Here is an 18,910-nt window from a genome sequence, read left to right on the forward strand (position 1 = left end):
TTTTAAAGGTATAAATGTGACAAATTCATTTAAAAAACTGGGCCTACGAGCAGAATTACTAGAAACGCTAGACTCACTTGGCTACACAGAAATGACCGCGATCCAGCAGCAAGCGTTGCCGATTGTTCTGGAAGGCAAAGACGTGATTGGTCAAGGCAAAACGGGTTCAGGCAAAACGGCGGCATTTTCACTTGGCTTGTTGAGCAACCTAAACGTGCAGCGTTTTCGCGTTCAAACCTTGGTATTGTGCCCGACTCGTGAGCTGGCGGACCAAGTAGCGACAGAAATTCGTACTTTGGCTCGTGGTATTCACAACATTAAAGTACTGACACTGTGCGGTGGCATGCCAATGGGGCCGCAAATTGGCTCACTTGAGCACGGCGCCCACATTCTGGTGGGTACACCGGGTCGTATTCTGGACCACATGTCAAAAGGGCGCATTAGTTTAGAAGAGCTCAATACACTGGTTCTAGATGAAGCGGACCGTATGCTGGATATGGGTTTTGAAGACGCGATTGATACCATTATTGAACGAGCGCCATCAGATCGTCAGACATTGCTATTTAGTGCAACTTTCCCACACAATATCGAAACGCTAGCTGCGAAGGTAATGAAGCAACCAGAAATGGTGAAAGTGGAATCTACCCACCAACACAGCACCATCGAGCAACGTTTCTTTAAGCTAAACACCACAGAAGAGCGTGATGATGCGCTAGAAGCGCTACTGTTGACGCACAAGCCGGAATCTTCAGTCGTATTCTGTAACACTAAAAAAGAAGTGCAGAACGTAACCGATGAGTTGAGCCATCGTGGTTTCAGTGTGGTTGAATTGCATGGTGACATGGAGCAACGTGAGCGCGAACAAGCGTTGACCATGTTTGCTAACAAGAGTATTTCGATCCTGGTAGCAACAGACGTCGCAGCACGAGGCCTAGATGTTGATAACCTAGACGCTGTGTTTAACTTTGAGTTGTCACGTGATCCAGAAGTTCACGTGCACCGCATTGGCCGTACAGGTCGCGCAGGTTCAAAAGGCATCGCCTTTAGTTTCTACAGCGAAAAAGAAGAGTACCGTGTTGCGCGCATCGATGAGTACATGGATATCGCAATTTCACCTTCTACATTGCCAGAAAAACCAGTAGAGCGTCCGTTTTACCCAAGCATGCAAACCATCCAGATCTTGGGCGGCAAAAAGCAGAAAGTGCGCGCGGGTGACATCCTAGGCGCACTGACTAAACAAGCGGGTATCGACGGCAAGAAAATCGGTAAAATCAATATTTTGCCAATGGTGTCTTACGTCGCAATAGAACATGACGTGGTGAAACCAGCGCTTAAGCAACTGCAAACGGGTAAGATGAAAGGACGAAATTTCAAAGCACGTGTTATGAAGTAACTCCTGCAAATTCACCCTAAGTCCTCAAAGCCCTAGATAACGTCTGTTTCTAGGGCTTTATTTTAAAACTTGTAAACTGCACCAAGGCTAAACGACCACCCTAGGTCACGCTGTATCAATGGGCTGTCTGAGTCGTGATGTTGTAACTCTAACTTTCCGAGCGCAGACCAATTGGTATTGACGTCAACTAAGCCAATAAGCCCACCTTGGTAGACCCATGTATGACCCGATTCGAACTGATTTAGCCCTGACGCTGCGGATTCCTGAAAAGAGATATCGTACAAATGTTGTGACAACTCACGGCTGCGATAATCCACTTCGACGTAAGGAGTGATCGTAAAGTAACTGTCAATGACATCAAACGTGCGGCCTAAGTGAAGTTGCACTTCGTAGCCGTTATGTTGGTCAGTGACGTCTTGTAGAAACGTCACGCGTGCGCCAACTGTACCGAAAGTAATCCCAAGCTCACCATTACCATCTCGATCCTGAATGCCATTGGGAATGTCATCAAAATCGTTGGATACCTCAGCAAAACGCCAATGTCCGCTCAGTCCGACATAAGGGAGTATTGTTACGTTGGCGAGGCTGCCATCAATAAACCCATACTTGCCGTTGTAAAAAAGATTAGGTTGCACTGAGGCTTTCGCTTTGCCGCTATCGGTAAATACCGACTTACCCAATTCGCCACTAATGCCGATAAACGCAAAATCTTGGTATTGCTGCTGTGAAAATGCGTTAGAAGCGGGCAGTAGAGCAAGCGCTACCAGTGGCGCAAATTTGACTAGTTTCACCATTTGATTCTCCTTATCAATTAATAAGAAGAACGACAAAAGGGATGATAAATTTCGTTATAATTCAACGATTTTTATTTTTAATATGAGAAGTTATAAGCCTTAGGACAAAAATAAAGCCAACTATAAAAGCTGGCTTTAAGACCGTAGTTTGGATGGATTAACGGTCAAATAAATAGAGATAATCACCGTAGCCTTCTTTGTGCATGTTTTCTTTGGCAACAAAGCGCATCGCTGCCGAGTTCATGCAGTAGCGCAAGCCCGTTGGTTTAGGTCCGTCTTTAAACACATGACCAAGGTGAGAGTCAGCAAACTTACTGCGAACCTCAGTACGTGGATACACCAGTTTGAAGTCGGTTTGTGTCACAACGAAGTCGTCGTTAATAGGCTTGGTAAAACTTGGCCAACCCGTGCCCGATTTGTATTTATCCGTAGAGGAAAACAAAGGTTCGCCGGAAACCACATCAACATAAATACCTTCACGCTTGTTATCCCAGTACTCATTTTTAAACGCACGCTCAGTGCCGTCTTCTTGCGTCACGTAATATTGCATCTCTGTGAGCTTCGCTTTGATCTCTGCGTCACTAGGCTTGGTGTACATTTTTGACGCAGATTTGTTGTTATTTCGATCAATCAGCTCACGCAGCGTTACTGGATTTTCATTGCGGTCTTCACCAAAAATTTTATCTAAATATTGGTCGCGTCCTGAAGCGTAGCGGTAGTAGTTGTAGCGGATTTTGTTTCGCTTGTAGTAGTCCTGATGATAATCTTCTGCAGGCCAAAATTTTTCGAATTTGATCAGCTCAGTTTTAAGCGGTGCTTTAAATACTCCAAGCGCTTCGATTTCCTGCATAAAACGTTCTGCAATCTGCTTTTGTTGAGCATTGTGATAGAAGATAGCAGGACGATACTGTGAACCGCGATCGACAAACGATCCTTGGTCATCGGTAGGGTCGATATGACGGAAAAACTGGTCAAGGACTTGCTCGTAACTGACTTTGTTGGCGTTGTATTTAACTGAAACAACCTCAATGTGTCCGGTTTTACCCGACGACACTTGTCTATAAGTCGGATTGTCTACATCACCTCCCGCATAGCCAGAGACAACATCGACCACCCCCGGCAGTTTTTCCAGATCAGATTCGGTACACCAAAAGCACCCACCAGCAAGTGTGGCGACTTCAAACTTTGCTTTTGCATCTGCTTTGGACATATCACTATCCGCAACGCCAATAAACGAGGCAAGGGCAGTAACCGCAGCGACTACAGGGAATATAAACTTCAACTTCACTTTCATATCAACCTCAGAGATTGTTTTCGTTATCGCCATATAAAGAACGAGTAACGACTGAAAAAATTACACAGCTCTATTAGTTTTATCGATATCAGAAGAATTTGGATCAAAAAAAAGCGGCCCAATGAGCCGCTTTTCCGTTTTTGGATACTTAACCTAGTGCAGGTAGCACACCAATAGTAATGAGGATTTGTGCGCCAATAATCATTACGCCAATTGCGCTACTGGCAACCAAACCTGCGTTACCGCCAATGACTTGGTAGTGAGACTCTTCTGCTTGAGAACGCGCTTTCTTCGCCATCATAATTGGTAGGAAGATAGCCAATACTGCTAGGGCAATAGCGGCGTAACCAAGCGCCATAATAAAACCTTGTGGGTAAAACAGCGCAAAGCCCATTGGTGGTAAAAATGTCACCAGACCTACAAGCAAACGTGAATTGCCATTGGTGCGCTTTTTAATCGTATCGCCCAGGAACTCAAACAAACCGAGGCTAACTCCTAAGAAAGAAGTAAGCAGCGCTAAGTCAGCAAAGATACCAATCGCTTGCCCTAAATTTGACTGATGAACAGTGGTCGAAAGCGTTGCAATCAATGCGCTCAGACCTTGATTCTCTAATAGTGTTGATTGATTCACTACACCCAGAGTCACGACTTGCCAGAAGATGTAAATGATCAAAGGAATGGCTGAACCGATCAAAATCGCTTTACGCAGTGATGGTGTGTGACCGTCTAAGTAGTTAACGATCGCAGGGATGCTACCGTGGAAGCCAAAAGAGGTAAAAATTACAGGAATAGCAGCGATAACCAAACCTTGTTCTACAGGCATGCTGAGCAAGTAAGACTCAGTCACATTTGGCGCTAAGAATGTTAGCACGAGTGCCATTGCGACAATCTTAATTAAAAACAGCACGCGGTTTACCTTATCAACAGTTGCAGTGCCGACAGTGACAATCGCTGCAACAATCAACGTGAATAGCAGTGTTGCTGTCGTTGATGACACTTCAATACCAGTAAAGCTTGCAATACGTTCCCCAAACTGCGCACCACCACCTGCGATGTACGCAGCACAAAGCGCATAGAACAAGAACATCATAGCGAAGCTCGCCACCCATTTCCCTTTAGTACCGAGAAATTGTTTTGCCAATGTATGCAATGTAGCGTCTTGTTCTGCGTGCTGGTGGACTTCAATCATTAGCAGAGCGGTGTAAGCCATAAAAGCCCACAGTGCGATCATAATCATCAATGATGTAGAGAAGCCGATTCCGGCAGAAGCGAGTGGGAGAGCGAGCATGCCAGCACCAATGGTTGTGCCAGCAATGATCAAAGTACTTCCTAAAACCTTTGATTTTGTCATGTATATAATTCTTTACGTTATTTGTTTTGTTTCTTAGATGAATTGACCAATTTAGGGGCAATAATTGGTTTGACTCACCATGTATTAACGCATTGTGTAAGATTAAAAGCGTATTTTCAAGCAATTCGTACACATTAATTACCATTGGTGTAAATATTATCTTACATTAGTGGTTGTAACTCGAAAGTAATCGTTTACCTGAGACAAAAGTCATACCCAAAGGATATTTTGCTTTGCGCTTTCAAAAAACTGTCATATAAGTCCTTTAAAAAGGGACAATCGACCACACATAGAGGTGTGGAGTTAATTCAATTCTAGTTATAGGAGGTCCAGGATGAGCGACCACAGATTTAATGAAGAAAGCCTAGAGCTTTTGGATGCAATGGAGATTGGCTTCGATTTGTCAGATTACGACCAGTCAATCGAAGAACTTGCAGAAGAAATCTTCAACAACTAATTACCCTGTTTAAAAGGGTGAAACCAGAAGAGCCAGTGCAATTGCGCTGGCTTTGTGCTTTTATGAAAAGAGAAATTATAAAAGCCGTTGTTATCGATGAACTATCTTGCCCACCTACATATCGCCGACCACTGTGATTCCAACGCACTTGGAAACCTTTTGGGGGACTTTGTAAAAGGTAATCCTGACAATCAATACGATAATGACGTCGTGCAAGGGATTCGCTTGCATCGTTTTGTCGACTCTTATACGGATAGTCATAAACTTGTGCGTGAAGCAAGGCAGTTGTTCCCGGGTAAACAGCGACGCTTTTCAGGTATTGCACTGGATATGTTTTGGGACCACTGCTTAGCGTCAAACTGGCAGCAATACCACGACGATGGATTGCGTAAGTTCTGTGAGCAGCAACGTGTGCTTGTGGCGCAAGAAAACGACGCTGAACTGCCTGAACGGTTTACGCGAGTCACTGCTGCGATGTGGCAGGGACGTTGGATGGAGTCTTACCAAGATCTCGAAAACATTGAGTATGCCTTGCAGAGAATGTCGAATCGCAGCCCGAGAATGGGTGAACTGGCCAACTGTTTTAGCACCTTAGACAAAAATTACGCTGATCTCGTAAAAGTATTTAAAGCGATGTACCCAGATGTACTAAACGCTGCGCAGCGATTCTGATAGAATCGCACGTCCTGTTTTATTCGGAACCTGTTCATGTCTACATTTCAACAACTGGGTGTTTGCCCAGCTTTATTGACCACGATTGAAAAACTTGGTTTTAGTCAACCTACGCCAATTCAGCAATACGCGATCCCTCATGTATTGGAAGGCAAAGATGTTTTAGCTGGAGCGCAAACAGGAACCGGAAAAACGGCAGCGTTTGGTTTGCCTCTGATTCAAATGTTGTCTGAAAGCGATGCCCGTCGAGATCCACAAGGTAATGATGTTAGCGCGCTGATCCTCGTTCCTACGCGCGAGTTGGCACAGCAAGTATTCGATAACCTTATCTCGTATGCTGAAGGTTGCGACATTCATATTGTGACCGCGTATGGCGGAACCAGCATGAACGTCCAGACGAGAAATCTGGCTAATGGTTGTGACATTCTGATCGCAACGCCGGGTCGATTGCTGGATCACTTGTTCTGCAAAAATATCAATTTGCGTAAGACGGGTTATTTAGTATTCGACGAAGCAGATCGCATGCTAGATATGGGTTTTATGCCTGACATCCAGCGTATTTTGAAAAAGCTTTCGCCAGAGCGCCAAACGCTGTTTTTCTCTGCGACCTTTGATAAACGAATCAAAAATATTGCCTACAAGATGCTGCAAGAACCAGTCGAGCTGCAAGTGACGCCAACCAACAGCACCGCTGAAACCGTCAAGCAGATTGTTTATCCAGTAGACAAGAAACGTAAGGCAGAATTGTTAGCTTACTTGATTGGTTCACGCAACTGGCAGCAAGTGCTGGTGTTCACCAAAACCAAACAGGGTAGCGACGCACTGGCAAAAGAGCTTAAATTAGACGGTATTAAAGCGGCATCGATTAATGGCGATAAAAGCCAAGGTGCTCGCCAAAAAGCGCTGGACGACTTTAAAGACGGAAAAATCCGTGCACTGATTGCCACCGACGTTGCTGCTCGCGGTTTGGATATAAACCAGCTTGAGCAAGTGGTGAACTTCGATATGCCATATAAAGCGGAAGACTATGTCCATCGTATCGGTCGTACTGGTCGCGCAGGTAAAGAGGGCTTTGCGGCATCTCTAATGAGTCGTGACGAAGAGTACCTACTAGAAGCGATCGAACGACTGCTGGACACGCGTTTACCGCAAGAATGGCTGCAAGGTTTCGAACCGAGTCTAATTGAAGATTTAGAACCTGACCGCTCGCCGAAAAAGAAAGGCCGCTCATCCGATAAACGCAAGATGAAAGCTAAGCTTAAGATTCACGCTAATCGTGGCAAAAAACGCTAATAGATGGCATGAAAGGAGTGACCATTGCAAAGCAGTACGGATACACACCAGTTAACATTAGAGCTGCTTAGCATCGACGATGCGGAGCAGCTTCTGGCATTTGAAACTGAGAACAAAGATTGGTTCGATCAGTTTATTCCGCCTCGCGAATCTGACTTTTACTCGCTCCAAGGCGTCACGGAACATATTCAAGAGTTTCTGTTGGATTATCAGTGCAAACAATTGCTGCCGTTTTTAATCAAAAATGCGCAAAACCAGATTGTTGGCCGAATGAACTTTACTAGTATCAATGCTAAAAAAGGCACTGCGCATGTTGGGTATCGTGTTGGCAAAGCATTTACCTCACAAGGCGTCGCCAAACGTGCACTGGCGCTAGCAAAATCTGAATTGCAAGAGCAAGGAATGAAGCGACTGTTTGCCTACGCAGAGCAATCCAATATTGCCTCGCAGCGTGTGTTAACATCGAGTGGCTTTCGCAGCATACGCGTTGTCGACGATTTCGCAGAGTTGCATGGTCGTTCAATTAGTTGTATAGAGTTTAGCTGCCAACTTAGTTAATCAAGGATAGAGAAATGGAATTTCCGATTCACGCATCTTGTCAGTGCGGGCAAGTCAGTTATGTGCTCAAGGCTCAGCCGTTAAAAGTGTTTGCTTGTCATTGTCAAGAATGCCAAAAGCTTGCAACCAGTGCGTATAGTGTTACTGCGATTTGCGACACTAACGATGTAGAGTTTTCTGGTGAAATGGGTGAGTGGTCGCGACTTGCAGAAAGCGGTAATAAGAATCACGCCAAATTCTGCCCTCAGTGTGGGAATCGCATCTATCACTACAATCCAGACGCACCTGAAACGGTGAAACTTAAGCTCAAACCTGTCGGTATAAAACATGACTCGGTATTTAAGCCGCAGGCACATGTGTGGGTAAGTGAGAAATTGGATTGGGTTGAAATCCCGCAAGGCATGAAGTGCTTTGATAAACAGCCATAAAGAAAAAGGAGCGATTTCGCTCCTTTTTTGAACTAGGCGTATTGTGCAACCAAACTATTCCAACTGCGACGCTGGTTTTCCAAATCTTTTTTAAGCTGCTGATAGCGAAGCAACAAAACTGAGTGTTCATATTTTTTCACTAAGTCACTTTTCTTGGCTTCGACAAGCTGCTTTTTCAATTCATAGTAGTCCGATAACTTACTGATTAACGCTTCAAACTCTTCGTTTAACGTTTCATTAAGCTGCTTAGCGTTAGGTAACATGCTGATTTTACTTGATGCGGTTGTTAGCGCTTTCTTCGCTTTCGCTTTTTCGATCTTAATTTTAGGTGTAACACGCAGTTTGTTGGCTAATCCGAGCCATGAACAGCTTTTGATTAACCATTTCGTCGGATCGTATTGCCACCAATAAATACCATTTCGGTAATCGTTCTCGAAAATATGGTGGTAGTTGTGGTAACCCTCACCAAACGTAAATACAGCAAGCACAGCGTTATCACGTGCGGTGTTTTTGTCCGTGTATGGCTGTGAGCCCCAAATGTGCGCCAGTGAGTTAATGAAGAATGTCGAGTGGTGGCTAAGTACCAGACGCACAACACCAACCATCAAGATCATGCCCCATACATCTTGATAGACAAGGCCTAATGCGAGTGGAATACCAATATTGGTCACTAACGCGAGCAACAAGTAGTGTTTGTGCTGCCACATGACTATCTTATCTTTCTGCAGATCACGGCAGTTGGTGTAATCCGCATAGCTCTCTTTGTTGTATTGTCTCAGCATCCAGCCGATATGCGAAAACCAAAAGCCGCGCTTCGCTGAGTAAGGGTCTTTATCATTATTGTCGACGTGTTTGTGGTGGACACGATGATCAGAGCTCCAGTGCAATGCGCTATTCTGCAAAGCAAAAGCACCGCCTAGGGCAAATAACAAACGCAGTGACCAGTGTGCTTCATACGTTTTATGCGACCAAAGACGGTGGTAACCCGCAGTAATGGACAGATTACAGAAGGAATAGGTGATAGCCAGCCACAGCCAATGCTCAATTGAATAACCAAATTGATAACCGTACCAAGGTGCGACAACAACGGCACAAGCAAAGCTCACCAAAAACAGTAGGACATTCACCCAGATTAAAGGTGGCTTTTCCTTATGAGACATCTTTCATTTCCATTTCAGCTAACAGTTGTGCGCTAGAATATCAGCGTACATGTGTAAGTCAAATAAAAAGGCTAACAATGTGAACAGAATGTTTGGCTTTTGGATTGTGAATGAATAGTATGAATGGGTACAACATCCTTACAGGAAGTAAAAAGGAACTAATAATGGAACTAAAAGTAGCTGAATATAGCGATTATCAGCGGATTGCAGAGCTTCACGCAAAGAGCTGGAAGAAGCACTACCAAGGTATCTTAGGAAGAGATTACCTTGAAGAAGAGGTGCTCGATGACCGCTTAGTAATTTGGCAGACCCGTCTAATCAATCCTCCTTTCAATCAACACGTACTTCTGCTTGAAGAAAATGGGCAGTTGTGTGGGTTTATCTGCGCATTCGGTAATCACGACTTTGACAAGGGCACCATTATTGATGCCTTACATATAGACGACGCGTACCGTGGCAAAGGACTTGGCGCTTGTCTAATCGAAGAAATGGCTAAGTGGATTGAGCAGTATTTTCCAGATACTGGTGTCTATCTGGAAGTAATGAAAAAGAACAAGCAAGCGATTGAGTTTTACGAACACATCGGTGGTGAACATACCCTCGAACGCCTGTGGCAGTCTCCATGCGGTAACCAGTTGCCAGAGCTGATTTACACTTGGAACTCTGCTTCGGAATTGCGTCAATCGCTACACAGCCACAGTAAGTGCGATTTAGTAATAAACTGATACACTTCTGTTGACCGTTCTGATATTTCTCGGACATTGCGTGGTAAACCGTTAGGTATTTTGCTCTAGCTAAAAAATACGCTATTGCCTAATGGTTTACTCATGAAAAAAACACTTCTATTAAGCGCTCTTTCTAGCGCAATCTTGTTGTCAGGGTGTGGGGAACAGAATCAAGGACAGAGCCAAGCGCAAGCGCCACTAGTGGCCGTGGAATCCGCGCAAATGGTCTCACATCAGGCAAGTAAATCTTATATCGGCCGTGTCGAAGCCGTTGAAGACACCAACATTACCGCTCAAGTTACGGGATACCTACAGCAACGCCATTTTGAAGAAGGCCAAATGGTCGAAAAAGGTCAGTTGCTCTACAGTATCGAGCCTTCTTCTTTCAAAGCTCAGGTTGCCAGCGCGAAAGCGTCTGTGGCGCAAGCGACTGCAGCACTGAAAAAGGCAGAACTGGATTTCAAACGCGGTAAGAATCTTTTGCCGAAAGGGAGCATCTCCCAATCTGAATTTGATAATTTAAATGCTACGTTACTTGGCGCTAAGGCGCAACTGGAAGCAAACAAAGCTCAGCTTCATTTAGCTGAAGTTAACTTGTCTTATACGCAAATCAAAGCGCCATTTTCAGGCCGAATCGCACAAAGCAAAGTCAGCACCGGTGATCTTGTTTCGCCACAAGCTGGCATATTAACCACTTTGGTGAGCTTAGACCCAGTACACACCAGTTTTAGTATCAGTGAACGTGAGCGTCTTGAAATGGGCATGGACCGCATTAAGTCCAAAGAGGAAACGGAAGCGAGTAAAGTAGAAGTTCAAGTGGTACTAGAAAATGGTGAGAAGTTTGAGCATCTAGGTCAGCTTGACTACCTCGGTAACCGAGTCAATATCGATACGGGTACAATTGCGATGCGTGCAGAGGTGCCCAATCCAAATTACCGTTTGCTTCCAGGCCAACACGTGCGTGTCGAACTGATTCAGAAACAATCTAACCAAGTGTTGGTTGTGCCACGTCGCGCAGTTCAGACCGACCTCGAAGGTAACTTTGTTATGGTCGTGGCAGAAGGGAACGTCGCAGAACGCCGCAACGTACAACTAGGACGCCAATTAGAACAAGGCATTATTGTTAGTGACGGTGTCACTAAAGATGACGTTGTGATCACTCAAGGTCTACAACGTATCCGCAATGGTGTACCGGTTCGAATCCAACAATCAGAGCAATCCGCTGAATAAAGGTGCTTAAATGTTAAGTCGTTTCTTTATCCAGCGTCCTAAATTTGCGCTGGTTATCTCGATTATTCTTACTCTGGCTGGGGCGATATCTTTGATGATCTTGCCCGTGGCGGAATATCCAAAAATCAGTCCACCTTCCGTCGGTGTTACTGCTTATTACACTGGGGCAAGTGCAGAAGTCGTTGAACAAGCGATAGCCGACCCGATAGAAACATCGGTCAACGGTGTAGAGAACATGATCTACATGTCCTCTAAGAGCGCGAATGATGGCTCGTATAGCCTCAATGTCACGTTTGATGTCGGTACAGACCCAGATATGGCGCAGGTGAACGTACAAAACCGTGTTGCGCAGATTGAGTCTAAGCTGCCACAAGAAGTACGTATGGTCGGCGTGACGGTTAAAAAGAGGTCGCCTGACTTGTTGATGGTACTGAACTTCTATTCACCAGACGGTAAGTATGACGATCAATTCCTAATCAACTACATCAACCTGAACGTTAAAGACCAACTGGCGCGAGTTAAAGGCATCAGTGAGGTGAACGTCATCGGTGGCGGTGAGTATGCGATGCGCGTTTGGCTTGATCCAGACAAAATGGCGAGCTTAAAACTGACCACGTCTGACGTCTATGCGGCATTAGCGGAGCAAAACGTTCAGGTAGCGGCCGGTCGTGTTGGTGCAGCGCCATACAATGATGTGCAGGAAGTGCAGTTTAACCTAGTAACCAAAGGCCGTCTTGAGAGTGTGAGTGAGTTTGAGAACGTCGTTTTGCGCGCTAACAGCGATGGTTCAAGCGTATACCTCAAAGACATCGCCCGCGTTGAGTTAGGGAAGAAGTTCTACGATGGCAGCGGTAAGTTCCGTGACCAACAAGCCTCTATTGTTGCGCTTAACTTGCAATCCGACGCGAATGCATTGGAAAGCGGCCAGGCTGTCATGGAGCTGTTAGACAACTTGAGTGTTAATTTTCCTGAAGGAATGGCTTACGAGACGAGTTATGACACAACTCTATTCGTTGCCGAATCGATTCAAGGTGTTGTTAAGACCTTGATTGAAGCGATTCTGCTCGTTATTGCGGTAACTTATCTGTTCTTAGGTAGCGCTCGAGCGACGCTGATACCTGTTGTGGCGATTCCTGTGTCATTAGTCGGGACGTTTGCAGTGATGCAAATGACTGGCTTTACGATTAACACGGTTACGCTGTTTGGTTTAATTTTGGCAATTGGTATTGTGGTCGACGATGCGATCTTGGTTATCGAAAACGTTGATACCACGATGGCCAAAGACCCAAGTATCACTCCACGTAAAGCGACCTTATTGGCGATGAAAGAGGTGACGGGGCCAATTATTACTTCAACCATGGTTCTGCTTGCGGTATTCCTGCCAGTCGCGATGCTACCGGGTATCACCGGAATCATGTATCGCCAGTTCGCGTTGACCATCTGTATCTCCGTGGTTATCTCTTCGATCAATGCGCTGACGCTGTCTCCAGCGCTGTGTTCGTTGGTACTAAAGCAGGGCGGCGGTAACACGGCTCGTTGGTTTGTCGCGTTCAATGACGGTTTAGAACGAATCACACACCGTTATGGCCAAGTGGCAGGTTTCTTGGTGAAGAAATCAGCGTTGCTAGTAGTGTTCTTTATCGTGGCCATCTCTGCGGTCACTTTCTTTGCTAACAACACGTCTTCGGCGTTCGTACCGCAAGAAGATAAAGGCATCTTATTGGTTAACGTTCAACTACCTGATTCGGCTTCACTCTCGCGTACAGAAGAGGTGACAGAGCAGTTGGTTGCAATGGTTAAACAAGAACCTGGTGTTGATGGCGTAACTGTTGCAAATGGTTTTGCGTTTATGACGGGGGCTGCAGCATCTAACGGCGCCTCCCTGTTCATTAAGTTACATGATTGGGAAACACGGAATTCGCTTGATGGTGAACATGCAGCTAACGCGATTGCGCAGCGTATAAATGGTCGCGCAGCTATGGAGCTTCCTCAGGCCGTTGTGTTTGCAATGGGGCCGCCAGCGGTGCCGGGTATGGGCGCAGCATCGGGATTTGAATTTGTATTGGAAGATACACTAGGTCGCAGCCGTACCGATTTGGCTATGGTGATGGGGCAGGTGATTGAAGAAGCGACTAAGCAACCTGAGATAGCTTACGCTTTCAGTACTTTCCGTGCGAATGTGCCACACTACTATGTCGACATTGACCGTGAGAAAGCGAAGCAACTGGGGATTTCACTCAGCAGCATTTTCCAAACGCTACAGGGTAACTTAGGTTCTCTCTATGTGAACGACTTTACCATGTTTGGTAAGAACTTCCGTGTGACAATGCAGGCCGATAGTGAATACCGCAGCGGAATGGAAGATCTAGAACGTTTCCATGTACGTTCTTCAAAAGGAGAGCTTATCCCTCTCAGCACGCTGGTTAGTTATGAACAGGTGTTTGAGCCAGACGTCGCTTGGCGTTACAACATGTACCGCAGTGCGATTATTCAGGGTGAACCCGCGCCGGGTTATTCGAGTGGCGACGCGATCGCTGCGATGGAGCGTGTTGCGGCAGATATTCTCCCGCAAGGCTACCAATACGAATGGACGGGTATGGCGTATCAAGAGGTGCTAGCGGGCAACCAGGCTATCTATGCTTTTGCCTTGGCACTGATCTTTATCTACTTGTTTATGGTGGCGCAATACGAGAGCTGGAGTATTCCGCTGGCGATTATCTTAGTTGTACCAGTTGCAACGCTGGGTACTTTCCTCGCGTTGAATCTGACTGGTACGCCGCTAAACCTATACGCACAGATTGGTTTGGTTCTGTTAATAGCATTGGCGGCGAAGAACGCAATTTTGATTGTGGAATTTGCTAAGCAAGAGCGTGAAGAAAAAGAGATCCCAATTGATCAGGCATCGGTAAATGGCGGTAAGCTACGTTTCCGTGCTGTGAACATGACGTCTTGGTCGTTCATCTTAGGGATCTTCCCACTGATCTTTGCATCAGGTGCGGGGCATGTAAGCCAAAACTCGTTGGGCATCTCGCTGGTCGGTGGGCTGTTGTGTGTGTTATTAGCAGGTACGTTCCTTATCCCAGGTTTCTATGCACTGGTGCAGCGTCAACGCGAAAAAATACATGGTGGTAACACCAAACTTATCCCGCTAGATGACGAGTAGCGAGCGAAGCAATCCATAACAATCAAAGCCAACGTATCTACGTTGGCTTTTTGTTTCTATGTATACACCTGCATACCAACAAATCTACGAGTTAACGCTGTTTTCTGTGCGTGTTCGCTATTACTATTACTATGTCATTGCCTTCATATTGAAGAACACAATCCAATTCGGACCAAGGTATGGTCTTTGTCGTATAGGAAATACAATAATGAATAGAACATCCATCGCGCTTCTTGTCTCTGTAGCACTCTGTGCGCCCGCATATGCTGCAACGCTTCCAAATGACGTCAAACTGGCTAAAGAACAACATTTAGTGCGCGGTAACGGTGCTGAACCAAGCACGCTTGACCCAACATTCGTTAACTCTGGTATGCCAGGCGACATTATTGCAAACGACATGTTTGAAGGCTTGGTGATCGAGAATTCTCAAGGGCAGATTGTTCCCGGCCAAGCGACCCAGTGGACAGTCTCTGACGACGGCTTAACTTACACGTTTAATATACGCAAAGGAACTCTGTGGTCTAATGGCGAGCCTGTTACGGCCAATGATTTTGTTTTTGCTTGGCAGCGCGCAGTTAATCCAAAGACGGGTAACAACACTGGCCATTATTTTGTCACGGCGAACATAGCCAATGCGAAAGCCATTCAAGAGGGTGAAAAGCAACCACAAGATCTAGGCATTAAAGCAATAGATGCCAATACTTTAGAAATTACCCTAGCAAAGCCAACGCCTTATTTGCTTAGCCTTTTGAGTGTGAAGACCTTCTTCCCGTTACCTCAAGCGACAGTTGATAAACATGCAGACGCTTGGACCAAACCAGAGAATATCGTCACCAACGGCGCATACAAGCTGGTTAAGTGGGTTCCGAATGAGTACGTTGAAGTCGAGCGCAACACCAATTATTGGAATAACAGCCAAACAGTGATCAATAAGGTTACTTATCTCGGGCTCAATTCTCAAAACGCTGAATTGTTGCGTTACCAAGCCGGTGAAATTGATATGACCAACCGAGTGCAGTTGGAGCAGTATCAGCGCTACATGAAGAACAACCCGGAGCAAATTAAAGCTCAGGCGCTATTGGGTTCTTATGTGTACTCGTTTAATACCAAGAAGCCACCTTTTGATAACGTTAAGGTTCGTAGAGCGCTCAGTATGGCAGTTGATCGCGACATCTTAGTCGAAAAGATCACCGGACAGGGCGAGCCAAAAGCATTCTCACCAGTGCCAACTACGATTCCATCGTATCAAGCACCTGCACCAAGTTTTGCGAATTTGACGCGTGAACAAAATCTAGAGAATGCTAAACGGCTATTGGCCGAAGCGGGGTATAACACACAGAATCCACTTTCTTTTACCCTGACGTACAACACCAGCGAGAACCATAAGAAGATCGCACTGGCGATTGCCTCGATGTGGAAACCACTCGGCGTTAAAGTTGATCTGCAGAACATGGAATGGAAAGCGTATGTCTCGGCGAAAAGTGTCGGTGATTATCAGCTGGCACGTTCTTGGGCGTTTGGCGACTACCCAGAGCCATCATCGATTCTAGAGGCGTTTACTTGTGGCCATGTAGCGAATGAGAGTGGTTATTGCGACGAGCAGTTTGATCAACTGATGTCTAAAGCCGCAGAGGCGTCTTCGAAGCAACAACGTTATCAATTGTATGCTGAAGCTGAGGCATTACTTGGCGAGGCAGCTCCGATGATTCCGCTTTATCACTACAACCACACTCGTTTAGTGCGTAATACATTAAAAGGTTTCCCGGAAAACAACCCTAAAGGCAATATCTACGCAAAAGATATGTATTTCATCGCTGAGTAAAAAGAAAAAAGCCCGCGTAATGCGGGCTTATTGCTTAATGATGTTTCATCTATGAAGTCTTAAACTCGGCAACAGCATGGTCCATTTCAATAGCTTGAGCTGACACGCGGTCAACTTCGTTTAGACATTGCTGCGCAGAGTGCATGTTGCTTTCCGAAATGCTGTTTAGTTCAGCAATCGAATCGCTCACTTGATTCATCACGATGCCTTGCTCTTCAATCGCTGACGCAATACGTTCAGAGTTTGCCTGAATATTGTCCATATCAGTGATGATTTGCGTTAGGCTGTCATCCAGTGATGCCGATGAATCTAGCGTTTGACGACCTTGCTCATTACATTGGTCGATGTTAATCACTACAGTGTGCATCTGCGATTGGATAGCGGTAACCACTTTAGTGATTTCTTCCGTTGATTGGTGCGTTCTGCTTGCTAGCGCGCGAACTTCGTCTGCCACAACGGCAAACCCGCGACCTTGTTCGCCCGCACGTGCTGCTTCGATCGCTGCATTCAATGCGAGTAGGTTAGTTTGCTCGGCGATTTCCTGAATGATGTTAACCGCGTCACCAATCTTATCAACGTGCGTGTTAAGCGAGTTAATTGAACTCTGGCTGTCGCCTAGGATCATCGATAGCTGGCCAATATTCTCAACCGTTGACTTAACAACGTCACGACCAGAACCTGCGTTTACAGCTGCTTGCTGCACGCCTTCAACTGCTACTGCGGTACTTTCTGAAATTTCACTGATAGTCGACACCATTTGCTGAACAGAGGTCGCCATGGTCATGGTGTGGTCAGCTTGAACGTTGAACTGCTCAATAACGTTTTCAAGCTCGTTGTGCATGTTAGATGTACTCGCAGAGAGCTCGGACGATTTCGTTTGAGTGCCTGAGATAAGTAGCTCAAGTTTTTCGAGTAGGCGGTTAAAGTAGTTGCCAATAGAAACCAGCTCGTCTTTACCTTGCAAGTTTGCTCGTAACGAGACGTTGTTTGAGCGGGCAATTTCCTGGATGATCTCGAGTAAACTAGACACCTGACGGTTGATAGAACGTGAGATCTGCAAGATAAACAGAACGATGATCAAAATAACCAATGCTGTCACAATTATTTTGAATGTCGCTAGCTTGTTACTGATTTCTTCAGATTGTGTAGCCAAAGTGTTTACGAAATCAGTAAATTGCTCTTCAACAGTATGAGAAAGTGCGCGTGTTTCGCCGAGTAGGCCAACATTGTACTTAAGGCCAATTTTCTCTTTCTGAGCGATAAGCGCTTGTGCTGCAGCCAGTAGCTTCGAAGATTCAGCAGGTACTAAGCTGCTATCAAGCGCGCCACGTTCAACTTTTTCATCAAATTCAAACAAGCTGACGAGTTGGTCGCTAGACAGGTAAGTACGTGCAGCTTCAAGCTCAGCGTTATAGTCGCCGAGCAATTTGGATTCTGGGTCTAGCCCCATCTGATCATAAGCGTTAACCAGCGCAGTAAAGCCAGACTGGTATTTAAGAATGTCTTTTTTAAGTTGCGCACTGCTCGCCATATCATGAGATGTTAGAATATCGGATAATTCAGCCTCAGTTGCGAGGAACTTATCCATGTTTTCATTGAAGCGGGTTAGGTACTTCATATCTTTGCGCAACAAAAAGTCTTTTTCATTACGGCGCAAGTTCAGCAAACGAACTTCTAAATCGGCCACAAGAAGATTCGCGTGGTTTAGCTGATAGGTTGTCTTGGCAAAATGAGACGTTGAAAAAAGTAGAGAAACAACGCCCAAAATGGCAACTGCACCTAATGAATATACTTTGTGTTTAATATTCATAAGATTACCTAGGTCTGGGATAAAATTGTGTGCTTTGTCGTGATGTTAGTCGCAAATGACTAGTTTATCAATTGAGATAACTACTAAAGTGTTAGTGTTGTCATGTTAAATGTTTAAAACTGGATGCTTTCAATATGTTAGATATAGTTTCCACTTATCAAGGACTTATTTTTGATATGGATGGAACGCTGATTGATACCATGCCTGCGCATATGCAAGCGTGGAGAAAAACAGCAGAACACTTTAATTTTCCATGCCATGTGGAATGGCTCCATAGTTTAGGGGGAATGCCAAGCTTTAAGATCGCCGATCAAATTAATCAGAAATACGGCATGAACCTAGACCCACAAGCAGTGTCGCGCTTTAAAATGGCCGCGTTTGCCTCTTTAGAGGAGCACGGTGAACCGATTCAATGCACTAACGATGTTTTTGAACATTTCTATGGCAAGCGAAAACTCGCAGTAGGGACAGGTAGCCAAAGAGACGGTGCAATGCGCATTCTAAACAAGGCAAACTTAATCGATAAGTTGGATGCGATTGTTACCGCAACAGATGTCGAAAATCATAAGCCCTCACCTGATACCTTTTTGCAAGCCGCGAGTCTGTTGTCGTTAGCGCCTAGCCAGTGTGTTGTGTTTGAAGATACCGAATTAGGTAAACAAGCGGCACACGCAGGCGGTATGGATTGCATTATGGTTGAAGGGGATAAACTGGTGTTTTATCCAGTAAATAATGTGACCAATTAATGGAAACAAAAAGC

16 protein-coding genes are annotated in these 18,910 nt (G+C 45.4%); 11 read left to right on the forward strand and 5 right to left on the reverse strand.

Annotated elements, in window-relative coordinates; genetic code table 11:
* Positions 1-16: 16 nt before the first annotated feature.
* A complete protein-coding gene (dbpA, locus tag HCZ42_RS06730) occupies positions 17-1,393 on the forward strand; it encodes an ATP-dependent RNA helicase DbpA (RefSeq protein WP_167419959.1) in 1,377 nt (458 codons plus the stop codon).
* Between the two features lie 62 nt (positions 1,394-1,455).
* On the opposite strand, the gene HCZ42_RS06735 is transcribed toward dbpA, so the two are convergent.
* From HCZ42_RS06735 to HCZ42_RS06745, 3 genes are all read right to left on the reverse strand, one after another.
* Positions 1,456-2,187, reverse strand: coding sequence for a MipA/OmpV family protein (locus HCZ42_RS06735; protein WP_167419960.1), 732 nt, complete (start codon positions 2,185-2,187; stop codon positions 1,456-1,458).
* 157 nt (positions 2,188-2,344) lie between these two features.
* Complete coding sequence (msrB, locus tag HCZ42_RS06740; RefSeq protein WP_167419961.1) at positions 2,345-3,481, reverse strand: peptide-methionine (R)-S-oxide reductase MsrB; 1,137 nt, start codon at positions 3,479-3,481, stop codon at positions 2,345-2,347.
* Between the two features lie 148 nt (positions 3,482-3,629).
* A complete protein-coding gene (locus tag HCZ42_RS06745) occupies positions 3,630-4,832 on the reverse strand; it encodes an aromatic amino acid transport family protein (RefSeq protein ID WP_167419962.1) in 1,203 nt (400 codons plus the stop codon).
* A 334-nt stretch (positions 4,833-5,166) separates the two neighbouring features.
* Here HCZ42_RS06745 and HCZ42_RS22020 point away from each other — a divergent pair, with 334 nt between their 5' ends.
* The 5 genes from HCZ42_RS22020 to HCZ42_RS06765 all read left to right on the forward strand — a co-directional run bounded on the left by HCZ42_RS22020 (position 5,167) and on the right by HCZ42_RS06765 (position 8,240).
* Positions 5,167-5,289, forward strand: coding sequence for a hypothetical protein (locus tag HCZ42_RS22020; RefSeq protein WP_303047953.1), 123 nt, complete (start codon positions 5,167-5,169; stop codon positions 5,287-5,289).
* A 96-nt stretch (positions 5,290-5,385) separates the two neighbouring features.
* Complete coding sequence (locus HCZ42_RS06750; protein WP_167419963.1) at positions 5,386-5,961, forward strand: ACP phosphodiesterase; 576 nt, start codon at positions 5,386-5,388, stop codon at positions 5,959-5,961.
* A 36-nt stretch (positions 5,962-5,997) separates the two neighbouring features.
* Positions 5,998-7,254, forward strand: coding sequence for a DEAD/DEAH box helicase (locus tag HCZ42_RS06755; protein ID WP_167419964.1), 1,257 nt, complete (start codon positions 5,998-6,000; stop codon positions 7,252-7,254).
* 24 nt (positions 7,255-7,278) lie between these two features.
* Positions 7,279-7,812 carry a GNAT family N-acetyltransferase gene (locus HCZ42_RS06760; RefSeq protein ID WP_167419965.1) on the forward strand — a complete coding sequence of 178 codons (534 nt, stop codon included), beginning with the start codon at positions 7,279-7,281 and terminating at the stop codon, positions 7,810-7,812.
* Between the two features lie 14 nt (positions 7,813-7,826).
* Positions 7,827-8,240 (forward strand): GFA family protein, encoded by a 414-nt coding sequence (locus HCZ42_RS06765; RefSeq protein WP_167419966.1) that lies wholly within the window; start codon positions 7,827-7,829, stop codon positions 8,238-8,240.
* A gap of 32 nt (positions 8,241-8,272) precedes the next feature.
* Here HCZ42_RS06765 and HCZ42_RS06770 read toward each other — a convergent pair whose 3' ends face one another.
* The gene (locus tag HCZ42_RS06770) at positions 8,273-9,400 is read right to left on the reverse strand and encodes an acyl-CoA desaturase (protein ID WP_167419967.1); all 1,128 of its coding nucleotides are present in this window, start codon (positions 9,398-9,400) and stop codon (positions 8,273-8,275) included.
* 164 nt (positions 9,401-9,564) lie between these two features.
* On the opposite strand from HCZ42_RS06770, the gene HCZ42_RS06775 reads away from it, so the two are divergent.
* From HCZ42_RS06775 to HCZ42_RS06790, 4 genes are all read left to right on the forward strand, one after another.
* A complete protein-coding gene (locus HCZ42_RS06775; RefSeq protein ID WP_167419968.1) occupies positions 9,565-10,125 on the forward strand; it encodes a GNAT family N-acetyltransferase in 561 nt (186 codons plus the stop codon).
* A 102-nt stretch (positions 10,126-10,227) separates the two neighbouring features.
* Positions 10,228-11,355: an efflux RND transporter periplasmic adaptor subunit gene (locus HCZ42_RS06780; protein WP_167419969.1), complete on the forward strand. Its 1,128-nt coding sequence runs from the start codon at positions 10,228-10,230 to the stop codon at positions 11,353-11,355.
* A gap of 10 nt (positions 11,356-11,365) precedes the next feature.
* Complete coding sequence (locus HCZ42_RS06785; RefSeq protein ID WP_167419970.1) at positions 11,366-14,518, forward strand: efflux RND transporter permease subunit; 3,153 nt, start codon at positions 11,366-11,368, stop codon at positions 14,516-14,518.
* A gap of 208 nt (positions 14,519-14,726) precedes the next feature.
* On the forward strand, positions 14,727-16,340 hold the full coding sequence (locus HCZ42_RS06790; RefSeq protein ID WP_167419971.1) for a peptide ABC transporter substrate-binding protein: 1,614 nt from the start codon (positions 14,727-14,729) through the stop codon (positions 16,338-16,340).
* Between the two features lie 49 nt (positions 16,341-16,389).
* On the opposite strand, the gene HCZ42_RS06795 is transcribed toward HCZ42_RS06790, so the two are convergent.
* Positions 16,390-18,150: a methyl-accepting chemotaxis protein gene (locus HCZ42_RS06795; protein ID WP_167419972.1), complete on the reverse strand. Its 1,761-nt coding sequence runs from the start codon at positions 18,148-18,150 to the stop codon at positions 16,390-16,392.
* 134 nt (positions 18,151-18,284) lie between these two features.
* Here HCZ42_RS06795 and HCZ42_RS06800 point away from each other — a divergent pair, with 134 nt between their 5' ends.
* Positions 18,285-18,896 carry a beta-phosphoglucomutase family hydrolase gene (locus HCZ42_RS06800; RefSeq protein ID WP_167419973.1) on the forward strand — a complete coding sequence of 204 codons (612 nt, stop codon included), beginning with the start codon at positions 18,285-18,287 and terminating at the stop codon, positions 18,894-18,896.
* The last annotated feature ends 14 nt before the right edge of the window (positions 18,897-18,910 follow it).

It is taken from the genome of Vibrio hepatarius (genome assembly GCF_011806575.1).
In the GTDB taxonomy this organism is placed as follows: domain Bacteria; phylum Pseudomonadota; class Gammaproteobacteria; order Enterobacterales; family Vibrionaceae; genus Vibrio; species Vibrio hepatarius_A.

What these genes read in the sequence shown, in the direction of transcription:
- HCZ42_RS06735 (WP_167419960.1), bottom strand. Translation starts at nt 2,187, where the DNA reads ATGGTGAAACTAGTCAAATTTGCGCCACTGGTAGCGCTTGCTCTACTG.
- msrB (WP_167419961.1), bottom strand. Translation starts at nt 3,481, where the DNA reads ATGAAAGTGAAGTTGAAGTTTATATTCCCTGTAGTCGCTGCGGTTACT.
- HCZ42_RS06745 (WP_167419962.1), bottom strand. Translation starts at nt 4,832, where the DNA reads ATGACAAAATCAAAGGTTTTAGGAAGTACTTTGATCATTGCTGGCACA.
- HCZ42_RS22020 (WP_303047953.1), top strand. Translation starts at nt 5,167, where the DNA reads ATGAGCGACCACAGATTTAATGAAGAAAGCCTAGAGCTTTTGGATGCA.
- HCZ42_RS06750 (WP_167419963.1), top strand. Translation starts at nt 5,386, where the DNA reads ATGAACTATCTTGCCCACCTACATATCGCCGACCACTGTGATTCCAAC.
- HCZ42_RS06755 (WP_167419964.1), top strand. Translation starts at nt 5,998, where the DNA reads ATGTCTACATTTCAACAACTGGGTGTTTGCCCAGCTTTATTGACCACG.
- HCZ42_RS06765 (WP_167419966.1), top strand. Translation starts at nt 7,827, where the DNA reads ATGGAATTTCCGATTCACGCATCTTGTCAGTGCGGGCAAGTCAGTTAT.
- HCZ42_RS06770 (WP_167419967.1), bottom strand. Translation starts at nt 9,400, where the DNA reads ATGTCTCATAAGGAAAAGCCACCTTTAATCTGGGTGAATGTCCTACTG.
- HCZ42_RS06775 (WP_167419968.1), top strand. Translation starts at nt 9,565, where the DNA reads ATGGAACTAAAAGTAGCTGAATATAGCGATTATCAGCGGATTGCAGAG.
- HCZ42_RS06780 (WP_167419969.1), top strand. Translation starts at nt 10,228, where the DNA reads ATGAAAAAAACACTTCTATTAAGCGCTCTTTCTAGCGCAATCTTGTTG.
- HCZ42_RS06785 (WP_167419970.1), top strand. Translation starts at nt 11,366, where the DNA reads ATGTTAAGTCGTTTCTTTATCCAGCGTCCTAAATTTGCGCTGGTTATC.
- HCZ42_RS06790 (WP_167419971.1), top strand. Translation starts at nt 14,727, where the DNA reads ATGAATAGAACATCCATCGCGCTTCTTGTCTCTGTAGCACTCTGTGCG.
- HCZ42_RS06795 (WP_167419972.1), bottom strand. Translation starts at nt 18,150, where the DNA reads ATGAATATTAAACACAAAGTATATTCATTAGGTGCAGTTGCCATTTTG.
- HCZ42_RS06800 (WP_167419973.1), top strand. Translation starts at nt 18,285, where the DNA reads ATGTTAGATATAGTTTCCACTTATCAAGGACTTATTTTTGATATGGAT.